Genomic DNA, 12560 nt, shown 5'->3' on the forward strand with positions numbered 1-12560 from the left:
CTGTTGACGTTTGAAGCAAAAATCACCTTGAAAATTCAACAAGACCTAAACCAAGTTGCTTCATGTTAGTTACTTCACAATTTCCATTTCTGCTAACAGATTATCAGCATTATCTAAATGCTCCATAACCCACAACATATAACGGCTATCTACTTGAATTGAACGGTTAGATTGATCGTCGTAACCCCAGTCACCAATAATACTTTCGTACACGCCATCAAATAATAAGCCGACTAATTCAGCACGGCCATTTAAGGTCGGTGAGCCTGAGTTACCACCTGTGGTATCAAGCGTTGATAAGAAGTTAACTGGTACAGAATCAATGGATTTTACATAATAATCACCATATTGTTTCTGTTTGATTAGCTCTAATTGCTTAGCGGGTGCATCAAATGGATCTACACCTGTGTCTTTGGCGACTATGCCCTCTAAACGGGTGAATGGCACCGCCACTAAGCCATCTTGTGGTGAATAGCCTTTCACATTACCAATGCTTACACGTAAACTTGAGTTCGCATCGGCGTATACAGGCTTACCTAACTCACGGTTGTAAGCGATGATGGCATCCATATATTGTGGACGCACTTTCATTAAATCACCCGCAAGTTGTTTTCTGGCTTTTTCCCGCGCCATTCTTTCTTCATACGTACTCACAGCATATTGAATAAATGGATCGTTCGACTTTTTAAAGTCGGCAACGGATTTATTTATCCACGCCATGCGGGTTTCTTTATCAGAAAGTGTTGTGTTGGCGTACATGGTATCAAGTGTTTTAATTAGCTTAGCTTGATCAAAATTGTTATCAATGCCGAAAGCTTTATCGAATGCGGTTAGGCGTTGGTCACTTGGTAGTGCAGCATATTTAATAATTAAGTCGGTTAACATTGCTTTATCAACGCTGGCAGCATATCGGCGTTCTATACGCTCCATACCTGAAATAAATTGCGTCATATCACGCTCTTGATAACCAGGCTCACGCTCCATATCCGGCAATGTTTTCTCATTAGCAAGACGGTATAAGCTATCAGATGCGTTGATCATTGTGCTATAGCCCATATAGCTCATCAGCAAATCACGCTCTTGACCTTGTTCACCTTTAGCGATTAATTTGTCTAATTGAACTAAGACTTCGCCATACTTAGACTGACGTTTTTTGTCGGCTTTAATCCATTTAGCAAGTTTTTGCTCAAGACTTTTACGATCATCAAGCATGGTTGATTTACCATAAAACTCGATCATTGATGTGAAGTTTTTAGCGTAATTAGCTAGACCCGCAATGGCACTTTCATATTTAATGCGTTCATCACTGCCTTCTGGTGCAGTGTCTTTGATGATTTCAATTAAACGCTCACGTAACACTTTACCTTCTGGATAAGCCCACTCAAACTGGTTTTCGACTTCGTTTGCTGTACGGTAACGATTAGTGCGGCCAGGGTATCCAGCAACCATGACAAAATCACCATCACTTACGCCTTTAGCTGAAACTTTAAGAAAGCTTTTTGGCTCGTAAGGTACGTTATCTTTATGAAAATCTGCAGGCTTGCCATCTTTACCCACGTAAGCGCGGTAGAAAGAAAAATCGCCGGTGTGACGAGGCCACATCCAGTTGTCAATATCGCCACCATATTTGCCGACACTGCCTGCTGGGTTGTAGGTTAAACGAACATCACGGATCTCAAGTTGTTTAACCAGATAATATTCTAAACCACCGTGGAAACTATATACCTGACAACGATATCCCGCTTCTTGTTCACACTCAGCAACTAAAGCTTTTTCTTGTTGTTCAATACCAGCATAAAAATCATTACCGACTTTGGCCATTTGGCCATTTTTCACTTTGCTGGTGACATCGGTAACCGCTTCGGTAACATAAACACGAGAACCAGGTGTTGCAGGTAATTCTTCTTGGTAGGTTTTCGCTAAAAACCCTTCTTTGAGAAGGTTTTTCTCAGGGGTAGAGTTGTATTGAATTGACCCGTAAGCACAATGATGATTCGTAACAACTAGACCCTTTGGTGATACAAAAGACGCGGTACAACCGCCTAAGCTGATCACGGCATTCATTGGGAATTCAGTGAGCTTAGAAATTGATTTAGCATCTATTTCTAAGCCTTTTTCTTTCAGCATATCAGCCATAGCGGGTAATTGATGTGGCTGCCACATGCCTTCATCGGCTTGTGCAGTAAAGCTGGCAGCAATAGCAGCCGTTAGTAACCATTTTTTCATTGAGATAAGTCCATTTTTTTAAGTCATTATTCGAGGTCGTTTTACCCAAATAAGTAAGTTATCACCTACATAAGATGACGTTTTAATATTATTGTTAGTATGAGTAGCGGGCGAGATTTTATCGCGCTATGCGCCAATAAAAAAGTCAGGCCGGAACCTGACTTTAACAAAACTTTTACTGGCTTAACAGCGGTAGAAAAAAACGTTACAAACTAGGGCCGTTATCCTAACGCTACAGTTAATTGTGCAATCACGATAATGGCACCAATTAACCCTGTGACAATAAGCGCTGGAGTGCCTCCAGACACCTGATATCCACCTAAGTTTTGCGCGCGTTGTTTTAGCGCCATGGTAATAGGTAATAAGATAATCATTACGACTAAAGGAATGGCTGCAAAGCCTAACACTTTGAAAAAACCATCCGGGTAAAATAAAGCACACAGCAGTGGCGGAATAAAAGTAATTAACCAGGTTTGTATTCTACCGGCTAAATTACTCCTGGCTCTGGTTAGTTCAGCAACATAATCAAATAAACTCATAGTGACCCCTAAGAAAGAGGTTATCAAAGCTAGATTGGCAAAAAGATCAATACATTGGCTAACAATTTCAGATTCGGCTAACCCTTGTAGTGCTAAAACCAATTTAGGTAGTGAGCCTTCCAGACCGTGAACCGCAGGGCCGCCTAATGTGCCTAAGGTAACAAGTAACCACAATATGTAGCAAACCAAAGGGATGGTAGAGCCGATAAGCAACACTTTACGTAATGAAACAGCATCGCCATCTAAGTACCTAACGATAGTGGCAATGCATACGTGAAATCCAAACGAGGTAAAGACTACCGGAATAGCCGCAAGCCACAGATGGTTTAATTCGCTTCCTTTTGCGACTTCACTGACGGTATTGGTTAATACCACAGCAAGATTCACATCAGGTAATAAGAAGGCGACGACTAAGACTAATAACACCACCATAGCACTGAAAAGAATACGTGAGACTTTATCAATCCAAGTGACACCTACTGCAATGATGCCACCAAAGAAAAGAGTAAAGAGTATTACCGCGCCCTGGTTACTCAGGTCAATGCCTAAAGGAGCCAGGCGAGTTTCAAGTAAAGATGAGCCACCCATCAAGTAAACCATGGTCAGGGCAAATAAAAGGCTTAAAAATGATCCACCTTGAATTAATTGCCCCGTTTTACCCAATGTTTTACCGGTAATAGCGTGTACATTGTCGCCCACACCTGTGCGCAAATTAATTTCTAGCATGAGTAATGCGGTGTAAGCTGAAATGCCCCAAATGACTACGAGAAGTAGGAGTGCAGGTATTATCCCTAATGCTGCTGTGGCTAAAGGCAGTGCTAACATGCCACCGCCAATAGCCGTGCCAGCGACTATTGAAATCGATCCAAGTATTTTAAAATTCACGAACGTATCCCAAAAATTATTATTCTAATTGCAAACGACAGTAGCAGAATGCCAACAACTCAAGCAAGTGACTTGCACCTTTAAAGGGCTTTAGCACTGTTTAGAAACAATTACATAACATTTGCAGGCGATTAATTAAACCTCATCGTTGCAATGGTGTAGCATTACAACAAGGTGTATTGCTCCGCTATTTATATTAGGGTATATTGCCGCCTCGTTTAGGGGAGTAGCTAGCCTGAGTTGTATTTTCATTTAATCAATAAGGCGTTTATATCAACATAATTGGCCATATCGCCATGGTATAAACAACAAAGATAATACTTTGTTAAGCAAGACCTAGTACGGTAATAGCGACTTTGAGGGTAGGCTATTGCTTGTGCTTGGTTAAACTTTACCCTCAACTTTAGGATACTTCTGTGGAAGCACTTTTCACTTCAACCTTTACTGTAGCCATTGCCGAAATTGGCGATAAAACTCAATTGCTTGCGTTACTATTGGCCGCGCGATTTCGTAATAAATCGGCCATTATTCTTGGTATCTTCCTTTCTACATTAATTAATCATTTTGCCGCCGCTTGGCTAGGTCAATTTGCATTTAGCTGGCTTGATCCTCAATGGGCGCGGTACTTGATCGCAGCATCATTTGTTGCCATCGCAATCTGGGTACTTGTGCCAGATAAAATGGATGATGACGATAACCGTTTCTATAAGCTAGGCGCTTTTGCAGCAACCTTTATATTATTTTTTATCGCTGAAATGGGTGATAAAACTCAAATTGCAACAGTGGTGCTAGCGGCAAAATATGATGCACTGTCGATGGTTGTTTTAGGCACAACCTTAGGCATGTTAATTGCCAATGTACCTGTGGTATTGCTTGGTCATTTTAGTGCGGAGAAACTGCCAATGAAGTTAATTCATCGATTATGTGCGGTGTTATTTGCGCTTTTGGGGATCGCCACCCTCTTTTATTAACTTGTTTGGGGTTTAGACATTAGAGTGACCCATGTCTAAACCCTTTAAGCTAATGAGGACGATGGACTAGATCATACTGTTGTAAGGTATTCAGGGGGGATATTAGTTCGTTCGATAGCATCAATCTGGGTTAACGTTTCAAATTTATCTGCAACCATATCCACTCTATATTCATCAGGTAGTTTTTTGGTAAACCCCTGCGGGTTATTAATAACTTGGATGAGTTTATCAGCCAGTATTTGTGTGATTTTCAATGATGAATCATTAACAGAAGCCGTTTTGAGGCTCGATTTATTTTTCAAATCTGGAAATAGATCGACCAGACCAGGAAAGTCATCACCCAGCAGCTCTTTAGCGCCAACGGTAGTCGTTGCAACGATAGGAATATTTAATGCCATCGCCTCCAAAAGCACGTATCCCATAGATTCAAATTCAGAACAGAGCACTAGACATTTAGCCCTTACCAAAATATTCCAAGGATTAACTTGGCTTCCTAGAAAGTGAACTTTGCTTTTTACATGACTTTTGTTCGCCATTGTGTAGAGCTTTTCAGTTATTGGACCATTTATTTGTGGTTCATCGCCGATAAATACCATATCCATTTTTGCGTTGAGTTGTTGATTTTCTAAGTATGAGGCTAACAATATTTCTTGCTTTTTTTCTGGACCAAATCGTCCAATATGTAAAATAAACTGCTTTGGCAAATCAATATTACAAGATTTGTTAGCTTGTTTGATCACCGAGTGCGCATCAAAAGGATTAGGTAGATATACTGGTGATTGTTTTGTATAGGGTTTTAGTCTGGTAGCTAGCTCGTTTGATATCACGAAATTACTGCGACTATAGTGCTGTTTATGTAATTTGGCTCTTTGCTTAATGCGGGAAATAAAGGATGTTGCCTGAGTGAGCTTGTATGTTGGATCACCATGCACAATGGTAATCGTTCCCTTTTTGGGCGCGTAAGCATGGGCGGCATTATTGACTAACACCAGCAATTCAGAAGATTTAACTTTATAACCAAGTAACTGCCATTTTTTAATGTTTTTGACAGTTGAGAATGGAAGCCATCTATTGAGGTCATCTTCAGTATTATTGCCCAAATTCCATATTTCAATAGCGTGTCCGCGGGAAGCTAATGCTTTGGAGAGAAGCCATGTTGCGGTTTCCACTCCGCCATAACAGATATGCCTGACGACAAATATATATTTCATAAAGATGCCTTTAAGCGATTTTTTATCACTTAGTATTTCAAATAATGTTGAGCTTTTTGGACGTTGTTACATGAATGGTCGGATTGATTGTCAACTAAAAAAATGATGTAACACCTTAATTTTAAGCGGTTCAGGTAAGCTAAAAATGAGGGAGTATAAGGAGTGTGATCTTGCGCAGATTTTGTTTTATCTTATTAATTTAAATGATTATTTTTGTTAATTTCTGGTGTGAAAAAATGCTATAGGTGTTAGGTTACTGTTTGTTTTTGGTGGGATTTGATAGCACTTTGTTATTGCTCATAATGATCATTAGAATCAAGTTGGAAGAGGTGTGATATCAACAGAATAGACTGGCATAAAATAATGCTTAGCAGTCTATGCTGATTGGGTTACTTCTGAATTTGGCAAATAATCGGCGGTTGCTCAAAAAACGTTAAGGTGGCTTCTTGCTGATGTGTCCACAAGGTCGCATTTTGAGCTTGATATTTTGCGCCAGAGCCTGTGCGGGTTACAAAACCTAGGGCTGGATCACTGGGCGGCTGCTGAGCTGAGCTATAACTGAATACCGCAGCAGGGAGCAGGGTATTATTATAAAAATAAACGCTTAATTGAAATGCGGGTTCATTGTCGCACACATAATAAGTTGGACTGGGTACTTCAACACTTCCTGCTGAAATTTGCAATTCGGTTATACGAGTTTGATAACTTGCGCGGGTGCATTCGGTTTTGTCTTCCGCTTTCCAGCATTCATTACGACCTTTTATCCAGCCGCGTTGTTGGGCTGTTAAGGTTTGAGCATCATGGTGACTAAGTTGTTTGATGGCTTGTGAATATAATGGCTGCAACTGTTTATCTAGTTGCGATAATTCATCAGATTGACAAATCAATTTTTCAATTGAATCTTGGGCTTTATTGCAGTTGTAACTGGGTGAGGGAGAGCTAGCAATAGCTGAAAAACTCAATCCTAAACTGGTTAAACTCAGTATCCATCCATTTTTCATCCGCGGATTTCCTTTGCTATTTGACAAGACTGCAATCATGACTTATTCGCCGATTACTGGCAAATTAACATCTTGTCATCTTGTCAAAATAGCAACCATTAATAAGCTTAAACATAATTTAAGCGGTAGTATTAATGTTGTGACCTGTGTTTCCTACGGGTGCAGGAGGAGCAGCGGCTTCAATAAGTTGCAACGCCATTTGGCCTTCAACTTTTTGTTGCTCTTTAGCCATAACAGCAACTTTGAGGCTGCTAGCCGAATCGATAGAAGTAGGCATATTACTGGGTGCATTTACTGAAATTGTCATATAAGCCTCATTTTTCATTACACACAAAAATTGTGTCACCTAACAATATCGGCCGTTCGCCAATATTCTATATGATAATAGTGTATCAATATGCATCTTGCCAAAAGGTTATAGATTGCGCGCAATTAGATTATGATATACTGACTCGAAATAATGAGGGGATAATTATGTCACCAACCAACCCGTTAGCACTTGAAAATCAGGTGTGTTTTTCTTTATATAGCGTCACTAACGCGATGATCCGCGCATATCGTCCCTTGTTAGATGAGTTATCACTCACCTATCCACAATATTTAGCCATGTTGGTTTTGTGGAAAGAACCAGGTATCAGCGTTAAAACCTTAGGTGAAAAATTGCATTTAGACTCCGGCACTTTGACGCCGCTACTAAAACGTCTAGAAGTGAAAAAGTTAGTGATCCGCGGCCGAAGTGAACAAGATGAGCGAGTGCGCGTGTTACACCTTACTGAAGAAGGTCAAGCATTACGTCAACAAGCAGAAAAAGTGCCCGACATGATGCGCTGCAAGGTTGGTGGTGATATTGATCAATTGCAACAGCTTAAAAGCTTGTGTGATAACGCATTAAAAATATTAAATTCGGATAAGGCTTCAAGTTGTGAAATGTGAGTATTTTGAAAATGGCCAATGTTTATCTTGTAGAGATATTCAAACGCCGATATCGCAGCAATTACAGCAAAAGATGATTAAGCTTAAACAGTTTTTTGGTTCGTTGCCGGTGGCGCACTGGCTTGACCCGATAGCAAGCCAAGAAAACCGTTTTCGCAATAAAGCCAAAATGGTGGTACTAGGGGCTGCACATCAACCTATTTTAGGCATTGTTGATCCCCAAGGTCAGCCTGTAAGTCTCTGTGACTGTCAGTTATATCCAGAAGATATGCAGCAGTTATTACATCGATTGCAGCGGTTTGTGCAACAAGCCGGTATTCCGCCTTATCGAGTTGATAAAAGTAAAGGCGAGCTCAAGTTTATTCTCCTGACCCGAAGTTATGCTTCTGGTGAGTTTATGTTGCGATTTGTGCTTAGAAGTGAGCAATCCATTCCACGAATTCAGCGTGAATTGCCTAAACTAATGGCTGATTTTCCAAAAATCAATTTAGTATCGGTGAACCTTCAGCCAACTCATATGGCCATTTTAGAGGGTGATCAAGAAATTTTCCTGACCGAGCAAACCCGTTTAGCGGATAAGTTTAATGATGTGCCTTTATATATTCGCCCGAAGAGCTTTTTTCAAACTAACCCTGAAGTAGCTGAGCAACTTTATCAAACGGCGCGTGAGTGGGTGGGTGCTTTTAATCCGCAACATATTTGGGATTTATTTTGTGGCGTAGGGGGATTTGGTCTTCACTGCGCAAGTCAGTCTATTCGTTTAACCGGCATTGAAATTGAAGCTGAAGCTATTGAATGCGCTAAAATGTCAGCTGTGCAAATGGGGTTGAGTAACATTCGTTTTAGTGCGTTAGATTCAACTGACTTTGCTAAGGGTGTTGATGTAAATGACAGGCCCGACTTGATTATTGTTAACCCGCCAAGACGCGGAATTGGCGAGTCTCTGTGTCGGTCATTATCTGAATTTGCACCTAATGCCATCCTCTATTCAAGCTGTAATCCTAAAAGTTTGGTGAAAGATCTCGCTATGATATCGGGATACCAAATTACCAAAGTACAGTTATTTGATATGTTTCCCCACACAGATCATTATGAAGTACTAGTGATGTTAGAAAAAAACATCGCTTAGTCATTAAATGTTCATATTAGTGTCATAATCTTAAGGTGTCATCTTAACTAAAGGGTCTGCATGTATGTGGCAAATATTCAGTCGTTTTTTGGCGTTGGGTTTAATTAGTTTTGGTGGCCCAGCTGCGCATATTGGTTATTTCAGACAGACATTTGTGCAGGAATTAAATTGGTTGGATGAAAAGCAATATGCCAGCATTGTGGCGCTGAGTCAGTTTATGCCTGGCCCTGGTTCAAGTCAGGTCGGGTTTGCTATTGGCTACCATAAAGGTGGTTTAATGGGCGCCTTGGCGGCATTTTTGGGATTCACGCTACCCTCTTTTTTATTATTGTTTTTATTTGCTGTTTCAACCGCCAGTTGGCTGCAATTGGATTGGGTAGCAGGGGCGATACATGGTTTGAAGTTACTTGCTGTGGTGGTCGTTGCTGATGCTACCTTTGGTATGTTTAAACAATTTTGCCAACGCAAAACAGCTCAATGTTTAATGGTTGCCACTGCGGCATTTATCATATTGTTCCCCTCTTTAATGACTCAAATAGTTGTGTTAGTTGTCGCGGCTATTATTGGCTGTCTTGTGTTAACTCGCGGTGAAAATATCTCGCCAGAAGTGCCAGATACTAAATTGAATTGGTTATGGTTAATGCTGTTTATTATTGGTTTAATCGCATCATTCATTTTGGCTTCACAGCCAGATAGCCTTGGACAAATATTTGGGCAATTTTATCAGGTAGGAAGTTTAGTGTTTGGTGGCGGACATGTTGTACTGCCTTTACTTGAAGCCAATGTGGCTGAATTAGTCAGTCAAGACCGTTTTTTAACCGGTTATGCATTAGCGCAAGCCGTACCCGGCCCCATGTTTACCATGGCCACTTTTTTAGGCGCTGATATCTGGCAAGAATCACCTATTTTAGGGGCATTAATCGCGACAGTTGCTATTTTCGTTCCAGGCTTTTTATTAATGTTAGTCACTCTTAATAGCTGGGGAGCCATTAGTCAGCGTCCCCTTATTGCGGGTGGTTTGGCTGGGGTAAATGCAGCTGTTGTTGGCTTACTACTGGCTGCCTTGTATCAACCTGTTTTTATCACTGCGGTCAATTCATCTCTTGATATGGCTCTAGCGATTTTAGGCTTTGGGCTATTAAAAATATTTAAACCTAATATAGTCTATTTGGTTGTGGGTTTTGCTGCGACTGGCGCAATCATCAGTTTGACTTTATAACAACCTTAAATATCAATTCATAGATCATTTCTGTGGTGGTAGATGCCAAGGCTCAAATAAAAAACAGGCATGCTAACCGTGGAATATTCTGCAGTGATTTCAGGTAATCATTGCAGTCGTTTGGCACACCCGTTTAAGGATTAAAGATGTACAATGAACCGCTTGTTAGCGGTTCATTTTTTTGACAAATACCACCACGAATAAAGCAATAGTAAAACTGCCGGTAAAGGCTTCAATTGCAGCAACCGCTTTAGAATAGCCGATGGGAATGAAATCACCGTAGCCTAAGGTAGTAAAGGTCACTACAGAATAGTAAATGCAATTGAGTAACAGGTTGATATTCTGTTCAAAATGATTTGAAAAGTTGAACTGATGAATTTGGTTACTGTAACTGAGTCCAGTGAAAAAGTAGCACAGGGCGCAAAAGAGGATGAGCACCATTGAAAAACCAATCACCCTTAAGGGGGCTTCGCCGTAACCACAGAAAAGATCGATAGACTTTGAAATTATCCGGGTAGATGACCATTTAGGCATTTGATAACGCCGCATAATTAGCTCTTTACGCATAAAGTGCCCAGCCATAGCAAATAAGCCTTCGCGATCGGCCGCTTTGCGTAAATCACGGTAAATCTCTTCCGACTGTTCATAATAATCTAAGGCGATTTCTATTTCCCCAAGCTTGTCGGCTTCTCTTGCCATACGTTCTTGTTTGATTTGTTTACCGGTATAAATATTTTCGATTTTTGCGCCTTTCCACTTTACGCCCAGTAAATTGGTATTGGTTAAGTTAGCGCAATGTATATTGGCATCTCGCAAGTCAGCTTTCATCAAACTGGCATGCTCGAGATTCAAATTAAACATATGCGCACCCTGCAGGTTGGCACGATAAAGCTCTGCGTGGGTCATATCAAACCCAGTTTTGGAGTGATGCTTAACTAAATCGATACCATTTAGGTTAGCCCGTTTTAAGCTTATGCCACGAAGCATTCCACCGGTTCGAGCAAATGCCTCAAGCCTAGCTTTATCGTCAGGCTTATTTTTAATGATGCGGGGATCATGCCAGTAACAAAGCCCTGATGGCTCAGCGACTTCATGGCAAGAAAATCCTTCATCCTCATGGTAACAACAAGTGGGTTTATCTAGGTTCATTATTACAGTATAGCCAGCGATTTTCGTCTTGATGTTGGTGAGTGAAATTTATTCCAGCATAGATTGTTAATTATGCCTATTTCGGTCTAGGTTTAGTGCCAAGCTTGGGGTAAAATACGCCGTTATACCTTTTGTTAACCGCTATTTTAAAGTTGAAAATTCATGTTTGAAGTTAATCCGGTAAAATTCAAGATTAAGGAGCTGGCCGAGCGCACAGAGCTTCTTAGGGGGTACCTTTGACTACGCTGCTAAAAGTGAGCGTTTAGAAGAGGTTAGCCGAGAGTTAGAAAGTTCTGAAGTGTGGAACGAACCTGAACGTGCCCAGGCCTTAGGCAAAGAACGTTCAGCATTAGAAGCTGTGGTTAAGACCATTGATGATATGGACAGCGGCCTTGAAGATGTTGAAGGTTTATTGGAATTAGCCATTGAAGAAGATGATGAAGAAACCTTCAACGATGCCAGTGACGAAATTGCCAGCTTAGAAGCGCGCCTTGCTGACTTAGAATTCCGCCGCATGTTTTCGGGCAAAAATGATGCAGCAAGCTGTTACCTTGATATTCAATCAGGCTCTGGCGGAACAGAAGCCCAGGATTGGGCCAATATGGTTTTGCGCATGTATTTGCGTTGGGGCGAAGCCCATGATTTTAGCCCTGAATTAATCGAGGTCACCGCAGGTGATGTTGCTGGTATTAAAGGCGCGACAATCAAGTTTACCGGTGAGTATGCTTTTGGGTGGATGAGAACTGAAACCGGTGTGCACCGTTTAGTGCGTAAATCGCCATTCGACTCTTCAGGCAAACGCCACACGTCATTTTGCTCAGTGTTTGTCTACCCTGAAATCGAAGATGACATTGAAATTGAAATTAATCCTTCAGACTTACGCATTGACACCTATCGCGCTTCAGGTGCCGGTGGTCAGCACGTTAACAAAACGGATTCAGCGGTACGTATTACCCATCTTCCAACCAATACTGTGGTGCAGTGTCAAAATGACCGTTCACAGCATAAAAACCGTGACTCAGCATTCAAGCAATTGAAAGCTAAGCTTTACGAGTTGGAAATGTATAAACAGAATGCAGATAAACAAGCCGCTGAGGACGCCAAGTCTGACATCGGTTGGGGCAGTCAAATTCGTTCATACGTATTAGATGACTCCCGCATTAAAGATTTACGTACAGGGGTTGAGAATCGTAACACTCAATCTGTGTTGGATGGCGATTTAGATAGATTTATCGAAGCCAGCCTAAAATCAGGACTTTAATCGAATTAACATTCGCGTTAGGGCATGCCCTAGCAA

At 41.1% G+C, this 12560-nt stretch carries 11 protein-coding genes and 1 riboswitch; of the genes, 5 read left to right on the top strand and 6 right to left on the bottom strand.

What is annotated here, in order from left to right:
- Positions 1-69: 69 nt before the first annotated feature.
- Together IEY03_RS04630 and IEY03_RS04635 are read right to left on the bottom strand one after the other, a co-directional pair.
- Positions 70-2226, bottom strand: a complete 2157-nt coding sequence (locus IEY03_RS04630) for a S46 family peptidase (RefSeq protein ID WP_188840186.1) — start codon at positions 2224-2226, stop codon at positions 70-72.
- Between the two features lie 221 nt (positions 2227-2447).
- Positions 2448-3650 carry an aromatic amino acid transport family protein gene (locus tag IEY03_RS04635; protein WP_188840187.1) on the bottom strand — a complete coding sequence of 401 codons (1203 nt, stop codon included), beginning with the start codon at positions 3648-3650 and terminating at the stop codon, positions 2448-2450.
- Positions 3651-3859: 209 nt separating this feature from the next.
- A riboswitch (yybP-ykoY riboswitch) is annotated at positions 3860-3977 on the top strand.
- 89 nt (positions 3978-4066) lie between these two features.
- On the opposite strand from IEY03_RS04635, the gene IEY03_RS04640 reads away from it, so the two are divergent.
- Entirely contained in the window at positions 4067-4621 is a 555-nt protein-coding gene (locus tag IEY03_RS04640) for a TMEM165/GDT1 family protein (protein ID WP_188840188.1), read from the top strand.
- 71 nt (positions 4622-4692) lie between these two features.
- Here the strand turns inward: IEY03_RS04640 and IEY03_RS04645 are convergent, their stop codons facing one another.
- From IEY03_RS04645 to IEY03_RS04655, 3 genes are all read right to left on the bottom strand, one after another.
- The gene (locus IEY03_RS04645; RefSeq protein ID WP_188840189.1) at positions 4693-5832 is read right to left on the bottom strand and encodes a glycosyltransferase; all 1140 of its coding nucleotides are present in this window, start codon (positions 5830-5832) and stop codon (positions 4693-4695) included.
- A 389-nt stretch (positions 5833-6221) separates the two neighbouring features.
- Positions 6222-6833, bottom strand: coding sequence for an MliC family protein (locus IEY03_RS04650; protein ID WP_188840190.1), 612 nt, complete (start codon positions 6831-6833; stop codon positions 6222-6224).
- A 118-nt stretch (positions 6834-6951) separates the two neighbouring features.
- Entirely contained in the window at positions 6952-7140 is a 189-nt protein-coding gene (locus IEY03_RS04655; protein ID WP_188840191.1) for a cytoplasmic protein, read from the bottom strand.
- A gap of 167 nt (positions 7141-7307) precedes the next feature.
- On the opposite strand from IEY03_RS04655, the gene ohrR reads away from it, so the two are divergent.
- The 3 genes from ohrR (at position 7308) to chrA (ending at position 10114) form a co-directional block, all read left to right on the top strand.
- Positions 7308-7766 carry a transcriptional regulator OhrR gene (ohrR, locus tag IEY03_RS04660; RefSeq protein ID WP_188840192.1) on the top strand — a complete coding sequence of 153 codons (459 nt, stop codon included), beginning with the start codon at positions 7308-7310 and terminating at the stop codon, positions 7764-7766.
- Positions 7756-8895, top strand: coding sequence for a 23S rRNA (uracil(747)-C(5))-methyltransferase RlmC (gene rlmC / locus IEY03_RS04665; RefSeq protein WP_188840193.1), 1140 nt, complete (start codon positions 7756-7758; stop codon positions 8893-8895). The genes ohrR and rlmC overlap by 11 nt, the downstream gene beginning before the upstream one ends.
- A gap of 64 nt (positions 8896-8959) precedes the next feature.
- Positions 8960-10114 carry a chromate efflux transporter gene (gene chrA, locus IEY03_RS04670; RefSeq protein WP_188840194.1) on the top strand — a complete coding sequence of 385 codons (1155 nt, stop codon included), beginning with the start codon at positions 8960-8962 and terminating at the stop codon, positions 10112-10114.
- A 165-nt stretch (positions 10115-10279) separates the two neighbouring features.
- Here chrA and IEY03_RS04675 read toward each other — a convergent pair whose 3' ends face one another.
- Positions 10280-11263: a pentapeptide repeat-containing protein gene (locus IEY03_RS04675; protein ID WP_188840195.1), complete on the bottom strand. Its 984-nt coding sequence runs from the start codon at positions 11261-11263 to the stop codon at positions 10280-10282.
- Between the two features lie 162 nt (positions 11264-11425).
- Between IEY03_RS04675 and prfB the strand changes: the two genes are divergently transcribed.
- Positions 11426-12524 (top strand): peptide chain release factor 2 gene (gene prfB, locus IEY03_RS04680; protein WP_188840196.1). Its coding sequence is split into 2 segments (ribosomal slippage): positions 11426-11500 and positions 11502-12524, totalling 1098 coding nucleotides; the frame shifts between segments, so codons are not numbered across the junction.
- Positions 12525-12560: the final 36 nt, after the last annotated feature.

Source organism: Shewanella aestuarii, from assembly GCF_014647215.1.
GTDB classification, from domain to species: Bacteria; Pseudomonadota; Gammaproteobacteria; order Enterobacterales; family Shewanellaceae; genus Shewanella; species Shewanella aestuarii.

Bases quoted from the DNA above. Each gene is read 5' to 3' on its own strand.
- IEY03_RS04645 (WP_188840189.1), bottom strand. From the start codon at position 5,832: ATGAAATATATATTTGTCGTCAGGCATATCTGTTATGGCGGAGTGGAA.
- ohrR (WP_188840192.1), top strand. From the start codon at position 7,308: ATGTCACCAACCAACCCGTTAGCACTTGAAAATCAGGTGTGTTTTTCT.
- IEY03_RS04655 (WP_188840191.1), bottom strand. From the start codon at position 7,140: ATGACAATTTCAGTAAATGCACCCAGTAATATGCCTACTTCTATCGAT.
- IEY03_RS04630 (WP_188840186.1), bottom strand. From the start codon at position 2,226: ATGAAAAAATGGTTACTAACGGCTGCTATTGCTGCCAGCTTTACTGCA.
- IEY03_RS04650 (WP_188840190.1), bottom strand. From the start codon at position 6,833: ATGAAAAATGGATGGATACTGAGTTTAACCAGTTTAGGATTGAGTTTT.
- IEY03_RS04675 (WP_188840195.1), bottom strand. From the start codon at position 11,263: ATGAACCTAGATAAACCCACTTGTTGTTACCATGAGGATGAAGGATTT.
- chrA (WP_188840194.1), top strand. From the start codon at position 8,960: ATGTGGCAAATATTCAGTCGTTTTTTGGCGTTGGGTTTAATTAGTTTT.